At 39.6% G+C, this 19,256-nt stretch carries 23 protein-coding genes; 1 reads left to right on the plus strand and 22 read right to left on the minus strand.

Features of this window, described 5'->3' with window-relative positions:
- Positions 1–77: 77 nt before the first annotated feature.
- The 8 genes from ADF68_RS01400 to ADF68_RS01435 form a co-directional block, all read right to left on the minus strand.
- Complete coding sequence (locus ADF68_RS01400) at positions 78–812, minus strand: NAD-dependent protein deacylase (RefSeq protein WP_049548324.1); 735 nt, start codon at positions 810–812, stop codon at positions 78–80.
- 229 nt (positions 813–1,041) lie between these two features.
- Complete coding sequence (deoD, locus tag ADF68_RS01405; RefSeq protein WP_003007097.1) at positions 1,042–1,752, minus strand: purine-nucleoside phosphorylase; 711 nt, start codon at positions 1,750–1,752, stop codon at positions 1,042–1,044.
- A gap of 201 nt (positions 1,753–1,953) precedes the next feature.
- On the minus strand, positions 1,954–3,234 hold the full coding sequence (locus tag ADF68_RS01410) for a chloride channel protein (protein WP_049548325.1): 1,281 nt from the start codon (positions 3,232–3,234) through the stop codon (positions 1,954–1,956).
- Between the two features lie 2 nt (positions 3,235–3,236).
- Positions 3,237–4,046: a purine-nucleoside phosphorylase gene (locus tag ADF68_RS01415; protein WP_000173180.1), complete on the minus strand. Its 810-nt coding sequence runs from the start codon at positions 4,044–4,046 to the stop codon at positions 3,237–3,239.
- Complete coding sequence (locus ADF68_RS01420; protein ID WP_049548326.1) at positions 4,043–4,603, minus strand: DUF1697 domain-containing protein; 561 nt, start codon at positions 4,601–4,603, stop codon at positions 4,043–4,045. Before ADF68_RS01420 ends, ADF68_RS01415 begins: the two co-directional genes overlap by 4 nt.
- A 1-nt stretch (position 4,604) precedes the next feature.
- The gene (locus ADF68_RS01425; protein ID WP_049548327.1) at positions 4,605–5,816 is read right to left on the minus strand and encodes a phosphopentomutase; all 1,212 of its coding nucleotides are present in this window, start codon (positions 5,814–5,816) and stop codon (positions 4,605–4,607) included.
- Positions 5,817–5,828: 12 nt separating this feature from the next.
- A complete protein-coding gene (rpiA, locus tag ADF68_RS01430; RefSeq protein ID WP_049548328.1) occupies positions 5,829–6,512 on the minus strand; it encodes a ribose-5-phosphate isomerase RpiA in 684 nt (227 codons plus the stop codon).
- A 105-nt stretch (positions 6,513–6,617) separates the two neighbouring features.
- Positions 6,618–7,547, minus strand: a complete 930-nt coding sequence (locus tag ADF68_RS01435) for a peptidase U32 family protein (RefSeq protein ID WP_049548329.1) — start codon at positions 7,545–7,547, stop codon at positions 6,618–6,620.
- A gap of 138 nt (positions 7,548–7,685) precedes the next feature.
- Between ADF68_RS01435 and ADF68_RS01440 the strand changes: the two genes are divergently transcribed.
- On the plus strand, positions 7,686–7,961 hold the full coding sequence (locus tag ADF68_RS01440) for a DUF3270 family protein (protein ID WP_049548330.1): 276 nt from the start codon (positions 7,686–7,688) through the stop codon (positions 7,959–7,961).
- Positions 7,962–8,070: 109 nt separating this feature from the next.
- On the opposite strand, the gene ADF68_RS01445 is transcribed toward ADF68_RS01440, so the two are convergent.
- The 14 genes from ADF68_RS01445 to ADF68_RS01510 all read right to left on the minus strand — a co-directional run bounded on the left by ADF68_RS01445 (position 8,071) and on the right by ADF68_RS01510 (position 19,171).
- Positions 8,071–9,405: a sensor histidine kinase gene (locus tag ADF68_RS01445; RefSeq protein WP_049548331.1), complete on the minus strand. Its 1,335-nt coding sequence runs from the start codon at positions 9,403–9,405 to the stop codon at positions 8,071–8,073.
- A complete protein-coding gene (locus ADF68_RS01450; RefSeq protein ID WP_049548332.1) occupies positions 9,398–10,069 on the minus strand; it encodes a response regulator transcription factor in 672 nt (223 codons plus the stop codon). The genes ADF68_RS01445 and ADF68_RS01450 overlap by 8 nt, the downstream gene beginning before the upstream one ends.
- A gap of 115 nt (positions 10,070–10,184) precedes the next feature.
- The gene (locus ADF68_RS01455; RefSeq protein ID WP_049548333.1) at positions 10,185–12,731 is read right to left on the minus strand and encodes a M1 family metallopeptidase; all 2,547 of its coding nucleotides are present in this window, start codon (positions 12,729–12,731) and stop codon (positions 10,185–10,187) included.
- 122 nt (positions 12,732–12,853) lie between these two features.
- Positions 12,854–13,294 (minus strand): ASCH domain-containing protein, encoded by a 441-nt coding sequence (locus ADF68_RS01460; protein ID WP_049548334.1) that lies wholly within the window; start codon positions 13,292–13,294, stop codon positions 12,854–12,856.
- The gene (locus ADF68_RS01465; RefSeq protein WP_049548335.1) at positions 13,291–14,139 is read right to left on the minus strand and encodes a putative PEP-binding protein; all 849 of its coding nucleotides are present in this window, start codon (positions 14,137–14,139) and stop codon (positions 13,291–13,293) included. The genes ADF68_RS01460 and ADF68_RS01465 overlap by 4 nt, the downstream gene beginning before the upstream one ends.
- Entirely contained in the window at positions 14,117–14,617 is a 501-nt protein-coding gene (locus tag ADF68_RS01470) for an NUDIX hydrolase (protein WP_049548336.1), read from the minus strand. Before ADF68_RS01470 ends, ADF68_RS01465 begins: the two co-directional genes overlap by 23 nt.
- Positions 14,618–14,657: 40 nt before the next feature.
- Positions 14,658–15,263 carry a DUF6707 family protein gene (locus tag ADF68_RS01475; protein WP_049548337.1) on the minus strand — a complete coding sequence of 202 codons (606 nt, stop codon included), beginning with the start codon at positions 15,261–15,263 and terminating at the stop codon, positions 14,658–14,660.
- 50 nt (positions 15,264–15,313) lie between these two features.
- The gene (locus tag ADF68_RS01480; protein ID WP_053090645.1) at positions 15,314–15,685 is read right to left on the minus strand and encodes an Imm51 family immunity protein; all 372 of its coding nucleotides are present in this window, start codon (positions 15,683–15,685) and stop codon (positions 15,314–15,316) included.
- 53 nt (positions 15,686–15,738) lie between these two features.
- Positions 15,739–16,077 (minus strand): DUF7716 domain-containing protein, encoded by a 339-nt coding sequence (locus tag ADF68_RS01485; RefSeq protein ID WP_049548338.1) that lies wholly within the window; start codon positions 16,075–16,077, stop codon positions 15,739–15,741.
- 18 nt (positions 16,078–16,095) lie between these two features.
- Positions 16,096–16,515, minus strand: a complete 420-nt coding sequence (locus tag ADF68_RS01490) for an SMI1/KNR4 family protein (protein ID WP_049548339.1) — start codon at positions 16,513–16,515, stop codon at positions 16,096–16,098.
- Between the two features lie 18 nt (positions 16,516–16,533).
- Positions 16,534–16,869, minus strand: coding sequence for a hypothetical protein (locus tag ADF68_RS01495; protein ID WP_049548340.1), 336 nt, complete (start codon positions 16,867–16,869; stop codon positions 16,534–16,536).
- Positions 16,870–16,905: 36 nt separating this feature from the next.
- Complete coding sequence (locus tag ADF68_RS01500) at positions 16,906–17,604, minus strand: 3-oxoacyl-ACP reductase (RefSeq protein ID WP_049548341.1); 699 nt, start codon at positions 17,602–17,604, stop codon at positions 16,906–16,908.
- Positions 17,597–17,833: a DUF2829 domain-containing protein gene (locus ADF68_RS01505; RefSeq protein ID WP_000141913.1), complete on the minus strand. Its 237-nt coding sequence runs from the start codon at positions 17,831–17,833 to the stop codon at positions 17,597–17,599. Before ADF68_RS01505 ends, ADF68_RS01500 begins: the two co-directional genes overlap by 8 nt.
- A gap of 90 nt (positions 17,834–17,923) precedes the next feature.
- The gene (locus ADF68_RS01510) at positions 17,924–19,171 is read right to left on the minus strand and encodes a DUF6287 domain-containing protein (RefSeq protein WP_049548342.1); all 1,248 of its coding nucleotides are present in this window, start codon (positions 19,169–19,171) and stop codon (positions 17,924–17,926) included.
- Between the last annotated feature and the right edge of the window lie 85 nt (positions 19,172–19,256).

The raw sequence follows: 19,256 nt of genomic DNA on the forward strand, positions 1-19,256 counted from the left end.
TGAAAGCCAGCGTCTTTAGGCGCTGGCTGGTAATTTGGGCTTATAGCCCTGGTGCAAACCACCCGTTAGACGGGTGGTTATGATTGTCTCAATTTAGAAAAAACTTCTCCAATCTTACCTTCGATAACTAAATCAGCTTGGCTGTCTTGAGGAGTGCTGGACTTGTTGATAACGACAAGATTTGACCCTGAAAAATAATTGATTAGGCTAGCTGCAGGGTAAACAACTAAGGAAGTGCCACCAATAATCAACAAATCTGCTTGCTGAATGACTTGGGCTGCGCGACTAAATACATCCATATCTAGCGCTTCCTCATAAAGGGTCACGTCAGGTTTGACCACCTTGCCACAATCTAAGCAGTAGGGAACTGGACCTTCAAGTTCCAAAAAGGCAGTCAAATCATAAAAGCGATGACAGCCCAAACAATAATTACGATCTGCACTACCATGCAGTTTCAAAACTTTCTGAGATCCTGCCATTTCATGGAGACTATCGATATTTTGCGTCACAATCGCCTTTAATTTACCTGTTTTTTCCAACGACGCTAGATAATCATGTGCTAAATTCGGCTTGGCATCAGGATAGACCAGATACTTTTTATAGAAATTAAAAAAATCCTCTGGATAGCGTTCAAACATAGTGCGTGAAACCAGTTGCTCGGCAGTAAAATGGCGACCTAGTTTCAGACTATATATACCATCTGAACTACGAAAATCTGGAATATTAGACTCTGTAGAAACCCCTGCACCACCGAAAAAGACAATTCTCTGACTTTGATCAATAATACCTTGTAGTTGTTCAATTTTATCCATTTTGTACTCCTAGGAATTTTCAAGTTAAAAAGTTGAAAGCCTTGACTTCTTGTCAACTTGGCTTCCAACTTTATTTGATTATGATTTAGATATTAAACTGACTAGTCTCGGTCCTTTGACACAATTAGGCTTTCTTCAATTTCCTTATTCTTACCTATTACAGGATTGATTCATTGTTGGTGGTTATCATTTTAAGAACAAGAGAAATCATTCTGAATACAGCCTACCTTTAGTCAGCAATCAATGTTTCCAAACCAACCTTCATCATATCAGTGAAAGTATTTTGGCGTTCTTCAGCGGTTGTATCCTCATCTGGATTAACCAAGCTATCAGAAATCGTCATAATAGCTAAAGCATCGACGTGGTGTTGGGCAGCAAGATAGTAAAGAGCTGCTGCTTCCATTTCTACAGCTTTCACACCCCATTTACCAAGCTCGATATTCTTTTCACCATAGTTTGAATAGAAAACGTCTGATGACAAGACATTTCCGACGTGAGTAGTCATACCAAGGTCTTTGGCAATATGGTAAGCCTTATCTAGCAAGTCAAAACTTGCGATTTGTGGGAAATCGTATTGAGGCCAATCGTTGCGGATGATGTTTGAGTTGGTTGCAGCTGCTTGAGCCAAGACCAACTCACGAACGTGAACATCCTCATTCAAAGAACCAGCAGTTCCCACACGAATCAATTTTTTCACACCGTAATCGACAATCAATTCACGAGCATAGATAGAGATGGATGGCATACCCATCCCTGTACCCATGACAGATACACGGTGACCTTTGTAAGTACCTGTATAACCAAACATGTTACGCACTTCGTTAAAGCAAACAGCATCTTCAAGGAAATTCTCAGCGATAAATTTCGCACGAAGAGGATCCCCAGGAAGAAGAATTTTATCAGCAATTTCACCTTGCTTAGCAGCAATATGGATAGACATAATTTATGATACAAAGAGCGACCAGAAAGCGACTGAAAATTAGGAATCTGACGAGAAATCCTGATTTCTCAGTCAGATTATCTATTTTCTGAGTTTTCCGCTCGTGTTCAAATTAGAACACACGCTCTACCTTTCTTTATTAAATGATATTGATTATAAATCAAAAATATATTTTGGATTAGAAAAACTAGAGTATTCTTATTAATTTTCTATTATCCTTGTCTTTGGTCGTAAGTCTTTCTCCCAAGGGATTCGATCCAGCATTTTAGCAAAACCAAATGCCAAGTAAGAAGTCACCATAAGAAAAGGTATAGCCTCAAATGACTGACCAGTGAAACCCATTACCAATCCAGTTGCAGACAAGGGAGCCTTCAGGATCACTGCTAAAAAGCAAACCGAACCTAATAGCAAGACTGCTGGCTGGTTGCCACCTCCTAGAATCATGGTCAGGAGTGCAGCTCCTGCTATACCCAAGGCAAATGACGGAGTCAAGGTACCGCCATAGGCACCTGCCCAAAGGGTGACTAAAACGACCACGGCTTTCAAGATAAATAAGAGGATTACCGTCTTGGCATTACTGCCGTTTAAAATCTCCTGAGCCATCATACGCCCATTACCAAGTAGATGAGGCAAATGGCTAGCCAATCCAACAAGGAAAAGGAATGTTACAGGCAGAGTATAGAGTATCCGCTTGTCCTTTATTCTCTTTGAAGAAGCTTGTTTGTTAAAGCGACTAAAAAGCCAAGCGAGTGGAGTCAGGAAAAGAACTAATAGGGGAACAAGCCACATATCACCTAGTAGCCAATTCATGGCTGGAATCTGGTAGAGAGCATGATCTGAAACAACAAAGCCTGCTGTAAAGGCTGATACATATGTAGTCAGACCGACCAAGAAAAAACGTTTGACAGATAAAGCAATTCCCAAGGTTTCAAAAACGAAAAACACACTCGTTAATGGAACCTGATAGACAGCCGCTAAACCCGCACCAGCTCCACAGGCAATGAGAAAGATCCGGTCCTTCACGGAGAGAGAAAAAATATTGGCAATAGGTCTTGCAAATAAAGCTCCAATCTCCCGTGGCGCAGCTTCCTTACCGATAGGTGCCCCTCCTCCAACCGCAATAATCTGCCAAATTGAATGAACTAGTTGTTTTAAAAAATGAAGTTTGTATTGTGATGTTTCATCTTTCATCTGCGCTTTGATGGAAAAAAACTTTGCTTTTCTTTGCAAGAAATACCAGACCAAGGCAGAACTGACACCCACGATGATTAAGCTGAAGCCTATTCGTGATGAGGCAACACCATCTGTCAAGAATCCAGTGTTATGCTCTGTCTGACCAAAAGCAATCCCTTCAACCAGCTCTAAAAGATAATGGAGCAAAATTCCGAATATACCCGAAACTAGCCCTAGCATGATAACCGCTAGGACTAATTTGAGGTTATATGGGATTTTTTTAAGACTACTCCTCAACTCTTGTAACATGATTATAATTCTGCAAGAATCGCTTTCAGCAATCCTTTGAAGTCGCCTTTGACACGTTCGGTCACTTCTACCACTTCTTCGTGGTTGAGTTCTTCTTGGAAACCAGCAGCAAAGTTGGTAATACATGAAATACCAAGAACCTTCAAGCCAGAGTGTGCTGCAACGATAACTTCAGGAACGGTTGACATTCCGACAGCGTCTGCACCAAGTGTCTTATAAGCACGGATTTCAGCTGGAGTTTCATACGTTGGACCAGTTACACCGATATAAACACCGTCATCAAGTTTAACACCAAGCTTTTCAGCAACTGCATGGGCTGTAGCACGATATTCTGGTGTGTAAGCCTTAGACATATCAGGGAAACGTGGACCGAAGTCATCCAAGTTTTCACCGATTAGAGGGTTTTGTCCTGTCATATTGATGTGGTCAGTGATAGCCATCAAAGTACCAGGACCAAAGCCGATACCACCAGCAGCGTTGGTTACAATCACACCTTCACAGCCCAAAACTTTCATGACACGAACTGGGAAAGTTACGACTTCAAGCGGATTTCCTTCATAGAAATGGAAACGTCCTTGAAGGGCTAAAACTTTACGTCCTGCAAGCTCACCGTACACCAATTTTCCAGCGTGTCCAACAACAGTAGAACGTCCCCAGTTTGGAATCTCAGCATAGTCTACCACAACTGGATTTTCAATTTCTTCAGCAAGTTCGCCAAGTCCTGATCCAAGAATCAAGCCGAACTCTGGTGCTTCTACTCCCTTTTCTTTTAAGAAAGCAGCTGTTTCATTGATTTTTGCTAATAATGTCATTGTCTGTCTCCTTCATAATCTTTTAAAAATTGACCGATTTTGTCAAAGGTTTTTGCATTTCGAATCGTAATATTACGATAGAAAGGCATCTTAAGCAGGTACTTGTGATAGGCTGTTTTGCTATAGGTTTCTTCTGAGAATTTGCCCCAGAAGATTCCCAGTTTCCCGAAATGAAGCAGTTCATCTCCTAGCTTCATACTTTCGACTTTCTCAATGACTTGCTTTATATCCAGTCCCTCAGTATAAAAGAGGACATCCTTGCGAGCCATTTCTTGGAACCACCATTCCGGAAGAGTTCTAAGCTCCTCTTCGTAGTCTTCTTGACTTAACAAGGAAAAATATCGGATAAATGGATAATGTTCTTTAAAGAAACCCTGTAGACTCTCAACCAACTGAGTTCTAGGCATGCTAGTATCAAAGAAAATATTCCCACTATTGATGTAGGTTTCAACATTTTCTAATCCCAACCCTGTCAATTCTTGACGAAGCTGGGCCATGACCACCTTATGTTTCCCACCGACATTGATACCTCTAACCAGTAATGCAAAGCGAATCATCTTAAACTAATTTATCTAAGAAACTTTCACCAATCATGGCAGCTTCAACGCCAAAGTTATCCGCAATTGTTGCTGAGATGTCAGCGAAGTGTCCAACTGGAATTAATCCATTGCCTTTAAAGGATGGACTGTATGCTAAAAGTGGAATATATTCACGAGTATGGTCAGTACCAGCATAGGTTGGATCATTTCCGTGGTCAGCAGTAATCAAAAGAAGATCGTCTTCTCTCATTGCTGCCATGATTTCTGGCAAGCGCTCATCAAACTCATGCAAACAATCACGATAGCCGTGTGGATCACGACGGTGTCCATATAAAGCATCAAAGTCTACCAAGTTTGTAAATGAGAATCCTTTTTCAAATTCAGCCAGTCCCATCGTTGTCAAAAGTGTGTCAATTCCGTGGCTATTTGACTTATTGTGGCCCATATCGTGGTTAATCCCTGCACCGTTGAAAATATCGTTAATCTTACCAACTGCATATGTATCAATACCAGCTTCATTCAATTTGTCCAAAACAGTTGAGGCAAATGGAGATACAGCCAAATCACGACGATTTGCAGTACGTGTGAAGTTTCCAGGCTCCCCAACATAAGGACGAGCAATAATACGTCCCAGAAGAGCTGGACGCTCTAAAGTAATAGAACGAGCGTATTCACAGATACGGTAAAGTTCATCCAAAGGAATAATGTCTTCGTGAGCTGCGATTTGAAGAACTGGGTCAGCTGATGTATAGATAATCAACTCGCCAGTTTCCATTTGGCGTGGTCCAAAGTCATCGATGACAGCTGTTCCTGAGTAAGGTTTGTTGGCTTCACGAATAACCTTACGTCCTGAAAATTCTTCGATTTTAGTAAGGATTTCCTCTGGGAATCCATTCCAGAAAGTATCGAAAGGTTCAGTGATGTTAAGTCCCATGATTTCCCAGTGACCAGTCATGGTATCTTTACCTAGAGATACCTCTTCAAGCTTAGTCGCATAACCTGTTGGATTGCTCTCAGCTGGAACTGTCTTCAATGGTGTTTCGCGAGGAATGTTCCCAAGACCAAGTTTTGCCATATTTGGAACATTCAAACCTACTGATTTTGAAATGTGTCCAAGCGTGTCTGATGCACCATCAGGAACACCAGCGTTGACAAAGTTATGAGCATCTGGTGCTGCACCGATTCCTACAGAATCTAATACCACCAAGTGAATACGTTTAAATTTTGACATCATTTGCCTCCTTTATTTCCCTTTTGTTGAAGTTAAAACCTGAACGCCAGCTTGTCCTGCAACGATCACTTTATCAACCATTTGATTAAATAAACCGTGCTCAACAACACCAACCTGAAGATCCAATTGACGACCAAAAGCGATTGGATCTTCAATAACACCTAAATCAAGGTCAATGATGAAATTTTTCATATCCGTCACAAAGCGTTGGCCATCTTTTTCACGAAAACTTGGCTTATAACCAGCTTTTTCAAAACGACGGAAAATCTGTTCTGCTCCGTATTGGACAACTTCGACAGGTAGTTTGAAAGCGCCCAGTTTCTCAACCATCTTGCTCTCATCTACCACCCAGATATACTGTTTAGTTGGTGTCGCAACTACTTTTTCCATTAGAAGTGCACCACCGCCTCCTTTGATACCATTAAACTGACGATCCACCTCATCAGCTCCATCAACAGTCACATCAACCTCATCCACCTCATCAATCGACTTAAGTGGGATATTCAATCCTTGTGCCTGTTTTGTTGTTACACTCGAGGTTGTTACGGCTGTAATTTGAAGTCCTTCTTCTTTAATTCTACGTCCGATCTCCTCTACGAAATAATAGGCAGTCGAGCCTGTTCCAAGTCCTACAACCATTCCATCAGTTACGAACTCAGCAGCCTTGATGCCTGCTATTTTTTTCAGATTTTCCACTTAAACACCTCCAAACAAAAAGCTACTTTTATTATAACATGAATACGCTTTAAATTCATCCTTGCACTAGAAAAACCCGAACATTTTATTTCGGGTTTCTGATTCTTATTTAACCATGTCAGGATCGTAGTCATAAAATCCTGTGTCAAGGAAACGATTTTTGGGATGGAGTTTACGGACTTGCTCGTCCAACAAGAAGGCTTGGTCATGCGTAAAGCTTCCCTCTTGAATCAAGCTACGTGCTTGGATGAAGAGCTTTGCAATCTCAACAAAATCTTGACCTGGAGTATAAAGTCCTTCTAGTTTCCAATGAGTGAAACCATGCTCTACCAACTCTGGCAATTTGGTCATCAAATCGAGGTCGTTATTGGCAAAAATGTGAGTTCCATGATTGTCTTCAAAAATTGAGTAGTGACTATCTGGATCACTAGGCTCTGCTAAGAAGAGGTCGCGTTGACGTGTTTTTTCATCATCAATCTGAGTAAAATTATAGTAATTCTGCAGGAGTGGACGCTTAGAGTGGTGGATGACACTAGCACCGTAAACCAAAACTTCAGCAGGAATTTCCAAAATTTCAGGCATTTTAAAGAGTTCAGCTGATGGAATTTCACGAGCCAATACTGCCTCAGAAGCGCCAGCCTTTTGTCCCCAGAAATTAATCTGACGGCTGCTAGTGACCATGGTTGAGGCATCATAGATGGTTTTAAAAGAATAACCATCACGATTGACAACATAAAAAACACCCGCATCTCCAACAGTAATGTAGTCTGTTTTAATTTCTTCCAAGAAATCAAGGAAGGGTTTGATACGATCCATCATATCCTGATGCATAAGAGCATTGACCGCTACGATCAATTCCTTACCTGCATCATGAACCAGATCAGCGATGGTTCTCAGTTCATCATAAGAAAAAGTCTTTGGTAGGCGAAGTCCAAAATCTTTCTCACCGACATAGATGCGGTCAACTCCCGCCTCTAGTAATTCTTTTACTTGTTCAATGCTTTCAGCAGTTGCTGTAATAATAATCTTTTCCATAAGAAAAATTATACCACATTTCTGAAAAATCAGCTATTCCCTAAAATGATAAATTTACTTATTATTTTTGTAACCTTACTGTAATAATTTTTTTCTTGAAAAATGGTAAAATGAAAGAGTACTGTTAAGGAGAGAATCATGCCCGTAAGAAAATATCAATCGTATGAGTTTGAAGAAGAGGAAACTCAAACAACGCTATACCAAGACTATGTTCCAGAAACAACTTCCGTTGCTAGTTTGAAGGAAGTTCTTTTCTTTGTAAACATTGCTTGTTTTTGCGTCTTTTTAGCCTTATTTAGCTTCATCTTTTTAGCCCTCAAGTTTAATACAGTTCTGGCTTTTAGCCTAGCAATTGCCTTGAGTTTAGCGGCATCAAACTTTCAACGTTCAATGATTAAGAAGAAATTTTATTAAATTCAAAAGGTCGGGATTTTTGTCCCGACCTATTTTTTCTACGATAGCTAAAGAGCTGCGACTAGAAAAGCGATACTTGGTCTACCGCTTTCTAAGTCACAGCCTTTTTTTATTTATTTTTACGCTTGGATGGTGTTTGGATGGCGATTTTTACTTCAAAAATCGTACCATGTGGTTTGTTATCCTTAACACTGATGGTTCCTTTTAAGGCATCGACAATCTGCTTTGCTAAGGATAAACCTAGCCCAAAGCCACCTTTTTGGCGAGTACGAGCTTTGTCAACTCGATAAAAGCGATCAAAAATTTTCTTTTTATCTGCTGCAGAAATACCAATTCCATCATCAGCTACTGACAAATAGAGATTACGCTCTGTAGCAGCGATTACAAAATGAATAACTCCTTCTTCTTCAGTATACTTGACAGCATTGTCAAACAAGATAGTCATCAGTTGCTTAAGAAGAAGCTTGTCTGTTATGATGGTCCGATGAATACGATTTTCAAAATGAAAAACGCGGTTATTTTCAGATGCGATCATCTCATAGTTGGTAAAGGTTGTGTTAAAGAAGTCTGGCTCTACCTCTCCTAGTTCAGGATTGATACCATCATCACGACGGGCTAAATTTAGGAGATTGGTTGTTAAAAAGCGCATGTTTCGAACTTCTTCTAAACTAGAAGCAATACTCTCGCTAGATTCCATAATAGTAGCTTCCGGCTTTCGAAAAAGAGTTTCTAGACGATTTTGGAGAACAGCAAGTGGAGTACGTAGCTCATGACTGGCATTTTCGACAAAACTCTGCTGCTTCTGCATACTTTCAAGCAAGGGTTTGACACTAACGCGAGCAAGATAAAGACTAGCTATGAGTGATAAAATCCAGAAGCTGGCCATGACTACTACGATTAACTGCTCATGATTTTGACTGATTTGCTCTAGCTGACTGGTATTAATTAAAACAGCTGCATACTTAATATTGGTCGAGACAGATTCAATATTCATCTCAGTCAGAATCACTCGATAAATCTCATCCTGCCCATAGCTATTCTGAACATGAAGCTGTCTAATGTGATTCAAATCCTTTTTATTAAATGTAACCCTATCAAGACCTAAAAAGCGATTCCCAGCTACTAGTTGATTTAAATTAGAGTCCAATAAAATCACTTCTGTATTGGAACTGACCGTTGGTTTTTTATCCGTTGATGGAGTCACGGATTGACTATTGAGATCTTTGACTTCATCTGTTGCTCGATTGACAGCCAACTGGATGACATCTTGAGGATTGCCACTGAGAGACAGAAGCTTCTCATCAACCGATGTGTAGAGACTGGAGTGCATAACCTGCAAGATAATCAAGGTCATAGCAGAGAAAATCAGAGTAAATACTCCAAAGTTACGGATAAAATAACTGAAATCCTCCGCATACCAATTTTTTTTAAATTTATTAAACATGTTTTAAAATATACCCAACACTACGCAAGGTCTGGAGGTTTTCAGCAAATACTGATCCCTTTAATTTCTTACGAACTTTTGATACGTAAACCTCTACGACAGAGATAGTGGTATCACTATCGAATCCCCATAAACGGTCAAAAATCTGGGTTTTGGGTAAGATAACATTTTGATTTTGGAGGAAATAAACCAAGAGATCAAATTCTTTACCCAATAATTCAACAGCAGTCTCATTGACTTTAACCTCATTAGTAGAGAGATTGACAGTCAAATCACCATAGGAAAGGGTATTTTCATTGAACTTACCAGAACGTTTAAGCAGGGCCTGGATACGCATCTTGAGCTCTTCCAGATAAAATGGTTTTGTTAGATAATCATCTGCCCCAAGCTCAAATCCGTGTCCCTTATCATCGAGACTTTCCTTTGCTGTCATGATAAGAACTGGTGTCGAAACGCCTTTTTCACGTAATTCTTTTAAGACTTGGAAACCATTTTTTTCAGGCAACATCAAATCAAGCAGAATCAAATCATAAACACCACTTTCAGCCTCATAAAGACCTTCTTCTCCATCAAAAACCTGCATGACATCTGCAAAATCATCCAAGAAATCAAATACTGAATTAGACAGGCCTAGGTCATCTTCCACTAATAGAATTTTGATCATCAAAAATTCCTCCTTATTATACCTATTATAGCAAAAATATCTTAAAAAAAACTCAACTTCCCTTGTTTTTCCAAGAGAAAATTGAGTTTTTGTCATCTATTTAGACTAGAATCTTTTAAGCTTTGATATATTGAGCTACAACTGCTTCAACTGCTGCTTTTTCACGCTTAATCAATTCAACGCGAGCTGCGATATCCTTAATTCCCATGCGGATATTACGGCTAAGGGCAAGGTCAGAAAGTTGTGGTTCATAGAATGCCTTGTATTCTGCCAAGCGTTGCTCTGTTTTAAAGATGTGTGATGGGAAGATGACAAAACTGTCAAAACTCATATCACCACCAAGAGCTGCCTTAATCCAATCCCAGTTTTCACGTGCCCACACCCATACAGTTTCTTGAGTTGCTTGGTGTCCGAGGAATTGGAGATACCATGCTGAAAGGTCCTGTGGCTTCACGACAAATTTGTCCTTCCAAGTTGCAAGCAGTGTTTGGATGTTCTCTGAATCTGTCGCATAAGCAAGGGCTGCTGCCAATTGGCGTTTAAAGGCGGCATCTGTCGCATGAGTATAAAGATCGAGATAAGTTGCGACCAATTCCTTAGTCTCATGGTGTTTCATTTCATTGATGAGAACTTGTGAACGAATAGCTGCTGGAAGTCCTGAAAGATTATCCTTGTGGGCTGCGAAAATTCGGCTAGCAACCTGACTGGCTTCCTCGTCATTTGAACGAATCATCATGGAAATTGTCAATTGACGAACCAATTCATCCTCATCAGATTCACCCTCTTTAGCTTCAAAACCAAGACGATCATAGTTGTAACGAGCCAGTTTAGCAATAAGCGCTTTAAAGGCTTTTTCTGCCTCTGTTCCTTCATCAATGAAGCGTTCAAGGGCTGTAATAACTTGAGAAACTGCAGCAACAACTAGGTAAGATTCTTCTTGTGCCAATTGATCCACTACTGGAAGCAAGTCTGCGTATGAAATGTGACCAGCTTCAGCTAGCAAACGACGTTCTTGAACGATTTGAAGTTTACTTGTGTTATCAAGTTCTACTAATTCTGAAAGAACAGCATCAAGCAAGTCGCCTTGATAGTCTGTAATGTAATGTGCTGTATTTTCTGTGTTAAGACGAAGGGCTCCTTTGTTTTCAGCAAGAAGTGCTGCATAGCCAGGAATTTCGATGCTTTCAGTTTCGAGTGTATCTGGTAATCCTTTCCAGTTGCTGTTAAGTGGCACTACCCAAAGACGGTTCTTGTCTTCATGTTCACCTATAAAGAATTGTTTTTGCGAAATCTTCAAAACATCATTTTCAACTGTGGCAGTAAGGACTGGATAACCAGGTTGTTCCAACCAAGAATCCATGAAGGCTGCTACATCACGACCAGATGCTTGTCCGAGGGCGTTCCAAAGGTCACGGCCAATGGTATTTCCGTATTGATGTTTTTCAAAGTAAGCGTGCAAACCTTTGGCAAAATCAGCATCTCCTAGCCAACGACGAAGCATGTGCATGAGACGGCTTCCTTTGGCATAAACGATAGCACCATCGAAGAGCGTATTAATTTCATCTGGGTGGCTAACTTCAACGTGGACAGATTGAACACCATCTGTCGCATCACGTTTAAGAGCGGCTGGCACTCCACTTGTTTGGAAGTCTTCAAAGATATTCCAGCTTGGCTCGATAGCATCCACACAGACGTACTCCATCATGTTCGCGAAGCTTTCATTGAGCCAAAGGTCATCCCACCACTTCATAGTCACAAGGTTACCAAACCATTGGTGAGCAAGCTCATGGGCAATGACAAGGGCAACTTGTTGACGGCTGGCAAAGGTAGAGTTTTCATCCACAACCAAGTAAACTTCACGGTAAGTTACCAGACCCCAGTTTTCCATAGCACCTGCTGAGAAGTCAGGAAGGGCGATGTGGAGAGATTGAGGAATTGGGTACTTGACTCCGTAGTAATCTTCGTAAAACTCGATTGAACGAACAGCGATATCCAGTGAGAAATCAAGGTTTGAAAGTGGATGCGCCTTGGTTGAGTATACACCTACCAAAGTACCATTTTTTGTTTTAGCAGTTACCCCTTGCAAATCACCAGCAACGAAAGCTAGCAAGTAAGAAGACATACGCGGAGTTGTCTCAAACTTCCAGATACCTGTCTCTTTACGGTTTTCAACGTCAATCTCTGGCATGTTAGACAAGGCAAGTTCGCCTTCTGCTTGGTCAAATCGAAAAGCTAGGTCAAAGGTTGCTTTGGCTTCTGGTTCGTCCACACATGGGAAGGCTTCGCGAGCAAAGTGACTTTCAAACTGAGTTGACAAAACTTCCTTCTTAACACCATCAACTGTATAGTATGATGGGTAGATTCCTGTCATGTTGTCTGTGATTTTACCTGAAAATGCTAGAATCAATTCAACTGAACCAGCTTCTTCAAGTTCGATATAAAGAGCTTCATTTTCATTATCAACTGTAAATGGACGAGCTTGTCCTGCTACTTCAACAGAAGCAATCTCCAAGTCTTTTTGGTGAAGGGAAATACGGTCACTTTTAGCTTGACCAGTAATAGTTACTTTTCCTGAAAAAGTCTTGGTCTCACGACTCAAGTCTAAAAATAAATCATAATGTTCAGGAACAAATTTTTCAATATAATGTTCTACTGCTTGCATCATTTTCTCCTATTCTAAATTTCTGAGCAAATGCTCTAGTTCAAACATACCTATTTTATCATATTTTAAGTCAGAAAAAAGCTTTGGACGGTGATTTCCAAAACTTTCTTCCTTCTAGTAGTCTACAGAGGGTAGACCTTGCGAAATTCTTCTAAAACAACCTTGCTGTCAGGTGTAAAAGTCAAACCTGCTTCTCCTAGGCAGTCTCTGAAAAAGTCTTCATGAACCTGACGCCAGTAGGCCAGAGATTTGTCTCCTTCGCCTTCCTTGTAGGCATGGTCGGCTGAAACCTGATGGAAAGGCTGAACGGAAACCTTTGTAATTTCGACGATGCAAACAGCTTGATCCTTACTGTCTAAAATAACATCAAAAGTTCCTTCTTGGGGAAGGGGGTCGTCCTCTACTGCGTAAAGATCGTAAGCTGAGGCTGTCGCTGTTTTTTCGCCTTTAAAAACCAGATCCGCTAAAAGGTCTGGTTCCACTCCAAAAGCCCAGGCATCTATCTCTTCACCGATAGAGGGGTTGATTTGCTTGTAGGCATTCCACATTTCTTGAGGTGTCATAGGTTGCTCCTTTGTATTTTTTTACTTTCTTCTTTTACACGTTTGAGATGGTCTGGATGGTCAATCTCTAAATTAAAAATCTCTGGAATAGAACTGTAGTGGATCATGCATTTGATATCCATCTGATTCATTTTTTGTATGAAAAAAGCATTCAGATATCCTGCCACTGCGAAATCTATCTTTTTCATCCTTGCTTTATCCTGCATCTGTCTCAGCATTTCTAACATAATGGGACTTTCCATATCATGCCATTGACTGTTCCTCACAGTCGCAAAAACAAAAGAAGTCAAATCATTCATTCCCACTACAATCTTTGAAATACCAGTTTCCAGTATCCTGTCCAAGTCAAAATAAGCTGACGGTAATTCAATCATTGTTCCAACTTTTCCAGTAAAACCATGCTGGCGCAATACTCTAATAGCTTGTTTTAATTGGTCGGCATCATTGACAAAAGGAAAAATAACAGACAAATTGGGATTGGTTTGATAAACTTCTGTAACAACATGTGCTTCAGCATGAAATTCATCCAAACACGCCAGTAAACGCCTAGTTCCTCTATATCCAAATAAGGGGTGGCGTTCATCAAAATACTCTTTAGTCCCGTCTAGACAATTTGCTTCTGCATTTGTTAACTCTGAAAAGCGATACCAGACTTCTTCATCTGGGTACAAATGGCAAATAGTGTCTAGATAATCTTTTACAAATTGCTGACAACTTTTTAGCAGTATATTTCGACTGATCTCCCTCACCAAATATTCGCCACGAATCATACCAACATGATGAAATAGTTGTGGGTAAACTTTTTCAACAATTCTTTCGCCACTAAGAGCCAGTTGATTTTGCATGTTTTACCTTCCAATTCATGTAAGAGGTCTTGTCCAATTCTGGAAATCCTAGTAACTCTGCCTTCACCTTCAATACTAAGGGTGAGGCATTTTCTTCGGTAATCTGCTCGATAGGAAGCCAAATTGCCTTTGCTGAATCGTTACTTCCATCAAGAACTTCATGAGGAAGGGATTTTTGAGAGCCTTCGAAATCGAGTACTATATCATAAAAGGCCATGATATGATGTACTGTGAAGTCTTGCCCTTCTTCTTGAACCAGCACATCATAAATCCTAGGATTGCAATAACGGATAAGCGTATACCCCGTCTCTTCCAGAACTTCTCTCTTGAGGGTTTCTGTCAAACCCTCACCGAGTTCCTGACTACCACCCGGTAGATCAAAACGATGCTGATAAGGCCCTCTCGTTTTCTCAATGCAAAGCAATTTTCCATTCTCATAGCAAACGCCATAGACACCAAAGTGTTTTTTGATTTCCATATTCTACTCTTTTCTAAAAGTCCAAGATCAATAACTTACCTTATCCCTTAAAAGGACAGAGGCTATAGATCTCATGCTCCTTAATATACTTCTTTAGTATCTCCATATTCTCTTTGATTTTTGCCTGGATATCTGTCTTTTCGCAAGATGACTCAGCAATAAAGAGGTGAATCTTTAATAAATCTGTCAAGTATAGCAAACGACGTTCCATTTCTGATTCAGGGCTTGGAGCCTGCTCGATTTTTGCAAGCTTTTGCTCCAAACTATCACCATTCAAAAATCTCTGATGAACTCTCCTTCTTATTTTTTGAGTTGATTCCTCCCCTTGTTCTAATGGAGATAAAAGGAGTTTTTTATAGACGAGTACCTGATTTTCTTTTTCTCTTTCCAGATAGGCCAATAAAACCAGAGAACTCTCAACAAAGGTCCAAGTGTTATAATTCCCTTCAAATGGAACTTGTATGATACGATCTAATAATTCCTTAGCCATTTCCTCTTGACCATCCAGATAAAGAAAATAGGCCAGATGATTTAGCGATTCGAGATAGCTAGCTTGAGTCTTCTTATTCTTTTTTAAAATTTTATCTAAATAGAGATGTAGGTCTGGATGATTTTCCACTAGCTCAACTACTTCTGGTAACTTCATCTGAAATCCTTTCTATTATCTTCCCAATAATTTAAAACAATTTTAGTCAATTAATCCAACTCTGCTCGATTAAACAAGTCTTTCATGGCTTCGATATCATCGCAAAATTCTTTAAAGCCAAGAGCAAATCTAGCCAAGGCGTCTACCTTGGAAGAATAGGCACAAAACATACTTCCTTCAGGATCAAAGTCGATAGCATCGCTTAATTCAGGCATTTTTTCCTCCAAAAATACCAAAGCTAGCGATTCCCAATCGTAGCCATTTCCTTCAAATCCCTCCTCTTCTCGAGTGTCAAATACTTCCTGTCTGTATTCTCCATCAGGGTAATAAATGAGCGACCCGCGAACATTTTGAGGATCCTCATCATAAACAAGCAAGTTAAAAGGGGAAATTTTTTCATTTATGTTTTCGTAATCTATCATTTCTTAACTCCTTTTTTTATTGTCAATGGAACTGGAACATTCTAGCTTTGTAACTAGCTTTCAAAGGTCATAAAGCAATCATGCTGATTATAATAATTTAAAGCCTCGACCAAGTCTTGGAAACTTGCGTCTGGCTTTTCCTCAAGTGCAACCGAAAGAACATCAATCAACTGCTCTCCATAGTAGACTAGCTGGAGATCTTGCTCCACTACATCAGCAGGGTAAATATCACGGTCTTCTATGACATCCGGATAATCTGATACCCAATAGAGCCTATCTAGTGCTAGCTCTCCATCCTCCTTGCCATAGAGGCAAAAATCATCTGAAGAAGACTCGTCCACGCGCACCTGCTCGATGATCTGCTCTAGTGAAAGTTCTTGGTATTTCTGCATCCCTTCTCCTTTTTTATCTCACTCTTCAACAAAGGAATTCAAAAAATCCTCAAAAGATGGCCATTGACCATACAACTCAGCTTTTTCTTCTAAAACATAGAAGTAAACCTTTCCATAGTCCTCTGGCTTTAGAGAAAGAGCATAGTTACCAGATCCAGGATCATAGGCGAAATGGAGAAGATCTGTTGCCTTAAATCCTTCAGGCACAACCTCATCGTCAAACCAGGTAAGAGACTTCCTCATCTCCTCAATTGAATCAAAGGAATTGAAAGGAAAGATATGACGATCATCGTGAACACCCCTTACTTGGGGCTGGCCTCCGTTGTACTTGAGATAAAAATCCTTCATAGCTTTCGGTAATTTCTTTCCAAGAATCTCCTCAAATTGTAAAAAATCTTCTTTTGAAATCGGTGAATCTGCATCTAGCACTCTAAACATGATTAATTTCTTCCTTTTTTACAATTCTTCTTCCAACACCTTATCAATAAAGTCATAGATGTTTGCAGCAACTTTTTGCATTTCTAAGGTGCCAAAAGCACCCAAGTCATTTTCATAAATGCAATCATCAGCATTTTTCTTGATAAAGTAGGCCAAATCTCCTTCCTGTCCAATCATAAAGTAATCTGGCTCTACTTCCTCAATCTGATAAGTTTCATTACGCTCCTCTAGATCCTCCTTGGCATACAAACAGATACCTGTATCTCCAATTTCATAGGAGTCAATCTCTTTCCAGTCCGTTAAAAACTGATAGTAGAGATTGGGCAAGACAAATCCAAACTCATCTCTTTTCATAGCTTACCTCCACATATTCACAGAATAGCAACTATGCTACTTCAAAGACCATCCACCGTCAATAGTGAGAATTTGCCCCTGCATGGCGCTTGCTTTTCCACCTGCTAAAAAGAGGCTGACTTCTGCCACTTCTTCTGGCTCAATCCAGCGTTTGATAGGTGTTTCACTAGCAACCCAGTCCGCCAAACCACCTGATTCAAAGTCAGCTGCGGTCATACCAGTCTTAACTGCACCAGGAGCAATGCCAAAAACCTGAATCCCAGCTTCAGCATAGTCTAGAGCCAACTGCTTGGTAAATCCAGCCAAGGCGTGTTTAGACGAGGTATAGGCGTGCCCACCACCGCCTGCCAGACTTGAAGCAATGGAGCACATATTGATGATAACCCCATGTTTATGTTCCAGCATGTTTGTCAAATAATAGCGGGTCAACTCTACTGGAGTCACATAGTTGATTTCAAAAATCTCTTGGATTTCCTGGGCTGTTTGTTCTAGTAATGGCTTGTAGTCATCCAAAACCCCAGCTGTATTGCAGAGAACATCCACCTGAGGGCACCAGTCAAAAATGGGTTCCAAGTCAAGCGTTAAATCACGTTGTAAAAAGTGAAAGTCACCCTGTAAATCAGGATTTTCACCCTGATCCACTCCAAAAACCTGATAACCTTTTTCTAAAAAGAGTCGAGCTTGAGCCAGACCAATCCCTGAGCTAACACCTGTAATCAGTACACGTTTAGTCATGGACTTCCACCCAATCCGTCGCTAAGACATCACAAGGAGTTGGGCTCCACATAGAAAAACCTTCCCCTTCACCAGATACGTTGATGAGGAAATAGGGTGTCACTTCAAGGGCGACGCCATTTTGCTCGATGGTATCAAAAAGCTGCACATAGTTTTCAGCTCCACCCCATCCAGTACGCACGTATTTCTTCTTAGCCTTTAGTCCAGGTAAAATCTCTTCAAATGTCATGTTTTTCTCCTTTGTTATCTATGAATCTTAATTTAATTATAACAAAAAACCGTTTTTCAACGGCTTTTTGACTGTTAGTTATTTATCTTTCTATGGACTATCATTTGTTTCAACTCTGTAAAAATAAGATTCAGCTTTATAATTCCCAGCTGATTGAGTAATAATTAAGCGTGGTCTTGAACTATCAGATTGATCACCCATAGGATTTTTAAATCCAATTTTAAACAATCCGATAGCAGCACTTGTGTGACCACTCTGTAAACTGACATATGGAACACTACTTATTTTAGATGAATCTTTAATTACTTTAATACTATTTCCATCCCCAGTTGTTCCATCAGAATTAATTATCAATTCATTTCCACGACCATTCCTCCATATTCCAACAAGTGTTGAAATATCACCATTTTCAATCGCTTCAATATCTAAATCAACTTCTGAAAGTGAAGTATATGGATAGTTTTCCCACCAACTCACTCTATAAGGTCTAAGATAACTTTTCCCATAAAGAATTCTGCTCTCTTGAGTTTTATCATTATCTGGTCCAGTTTCATTCGCAGGGATAAATGTTAACACCAATTCTTGCCCAATAACAGCATTTCTATTATTCCCTACAAAGTAAACTTCATAATAAGCATTGGTTTTCTTCGGTGTTTTACTTTTATCTAACATGAATTGAGCATGAGTAGAGCCACTCCAAAACAGCCACTTTCCATCTTGATAGGATATCTTTGGAAAAACAGAAGTATTATCCTTAAAATAATCTTCAGGTTTATACCCATACAAAGTGAATTTAGATTCCGCTATTGCTTTTTCCAAATAATCATTAGAATAAGTCCCTTCAAAAGCACTTAAATCTCCTTGAAGAATATTATCCTTACTATTTTTAAAATAATCACTACTACTAGCAAATACCATTTCATGATTCTTATTTCCATCAGATAAGGTGATTACCCTTAAAATTTTAGACGAATCATCTACATTATTAATTGAAATAGATATTTTAAAATCCTTATTTCCGTCTGACTTATTAAATTCTGTAACAGAAGACCTATTGTTGCCATCTTCTTTCCAATCCGTAGAAAAATCTCCAAATACATTACCTTCGTCTGTATTATATGAAATTCTCCAATTTTGATCATTCTTAGCAACAGTAGCTTTCTCACCTGTAGAAGACACATAATCTCCCGATAAATCTAAAAAGTCTGAACTTATTATTTTATCAGTATTTGATTGTATTTTCTGGTTATCACTCTCTCTATGATTCTTATATAAAAGAAATAAAACTAAACTCATTAAGAGAGAAATAACCCCAAAATATATGAGTGTTTTCTTCATACTAATCTCCAGTAGATATAAATTATAGTAAAATGAACCTAAAACAGTACGTAGTGTGGTATAATCTTCTTATGGCATATTCATT

The organism is Streptococcus pseudopneumoniae, assembly GCF_001068775.1.
Classification (GTDB): domain Bacteria; phylum Bacillota; class Bacilli; order Lactobacillales; family Streptococcaceae; genus Streptococcus; species Streptococcus pseudopneumoniae_N.

Bases quoted from the DNA above. Each gene is read 5' to 3' on its own strand.
- ADF68_RS01400 (WP_049548324.1), bottom strand. From the start codon at position 812: ATGGATAAAATTGAACAACTACAAGGTATTATTGATCAAAGTCAGAGA.
- deoD (WP_003007097.1), bottom strand. From the start codon at position 1,752: ATGTCTATCCATATTGCTGCTAAGCAAGGTGAAATTGCTGATAAAATT.
- ADF68_RS01410 (WP_049548325.1), bottom strand. From the start codon at position 3,234: ATGTTACAAGAGTTGAGGAGTAGTCTTAAAAAAATCCCATATAACCTC.
- ADF68_RS01415 (WP_000173180.1), bottom strand. From the start codon at position 4,046: ATGACATTATTAGCAAAAATCAATGAAACAGCTGCTTTCTTAAAAGAA.
- ADF68_RS01420 (WP_049548326.1), bottom strand. From the start codon at position 4,603: ATGATTCGCTTTGCATTACTGGTTAGAGGTATCAATGTCGGTGGGAAA.
- ADF68_RS01425 (WP_049548327.1), bottom strand. From the start codon at position 5,816: ATGTCAAAATTTAAACGTATTCACTTGGTGGTATTAGATTCTGTAGGA.
- ADF68_RS01435 (WP_049548329.1), bottom strand. From the start codon at position 7,547: ATGGAAAAGATTATTATTACAGCAACTGCTGAAAGCATTGAACAAGTA.
- ADF68_RS01440 (WP_049548330.1), top strand. From the start codon at position 7,686: ATGCCCGTAAGAAAATATCAATCGTATGAGTTTGAAGAAGAGGAAACT.
- ADF68_RS01445 (WP_049548331.1), bottom strand. From the start codon at position 9,405: ATGTTTAATAAATTTAAAAAAAATTGGTATGCGGAGGATTTCAGTTAT.
- ADF68_RS01450 (WP_049548332.1), bottom strand. From the start codon at position 10,069: ATGATCAAAATTCTATTAGTGGAAGATGACCTAGGCCTGTCTAATTCA.
- ADF68_RS01455 (WP_049548333.1), bottom strand. From the start codon at position 12,731: ATGCAAGCAGTAGAACATTATATTGAAAAATTTGTTCCTGAACATTAT.
- ADF68_RS01460 (WP_049548334.1), bottom strand. From the start codon at position 13,294: ATGACACCTCAAGAAATGTGGAATGCCTACAAGCAAATCAACCCCTCT.
- ADF68_RS01465 (WP_049548335.1), bottom strand. From the start codon at position 14,139: ATGCAAAATCAACTGGCTCTTAGTGGCGAAAGAATTGTTGAAAAAGTT.
- ADF68_RS01470 (WP_049548336.1), bottom strand. From the start codon at position 14,617: ATGGAAATCAAAAAACACTTTGGTGTCTATGGCGTTTGCTATGAGAAT.
- ADF68_RS01475 (WP_049548337.1), bottom strand. From the start codon at position 15,263: ATGAAGTTACCAGAAGTAGTTGAGCTAGTGGAAAATCATCCAGACCTA.
- ADF68_RS01480 (WP_053090645.1), bottom strand. From the start codon at position 15,685: ATGATAGATTACGAAAACATAAATGAAAAAATTTCCCCTTTTAACTTG.
- ADF68_RS01485 (WP_049548338.1), bottom strand. From the start codon at position 16,077: ATGCAGAAATACCAAGAACTTTCACTAGAGCAGATCATCGAGCAGGTG.
- ADF68_RS01490 (WP_049548339.1), bottom strand. From the start codon at position 16,515: ATGTTTAGAGTGCTAGATGCAGATTCACCGATTTCAAAAGAAGATTTT.
- ADF68_RS01495 (WP_049548340.1), bottom strand. From the start codon at position 16,869: ATGAAAAGAGATGAGTTTGGATTTGTCTTGCCCAATCTCTACTATCAG.
- ADF68_RS01500 (WP_049548341.1), bottom strand. From the start codon at position 17,604: ATGACTAAACGTGTACTGATTACAGGTGTTAGCTCAGGGATTGGTCTG.
- ADF68_RS01505 (WP_000141913.1), bottom strand. From the start codon at position 17,833: ATGACATTTGAAGAGATTTTACCTGGACTAAAGGCTAAGAAGAAATAC.
- ADF68_RS01510 (WP_049548342.1), bottom strand. From the start codon at position 19,171: ATGAAGAAAACACTCATATATTTTGGGGTTATTTCTCTCTTAATGAGT.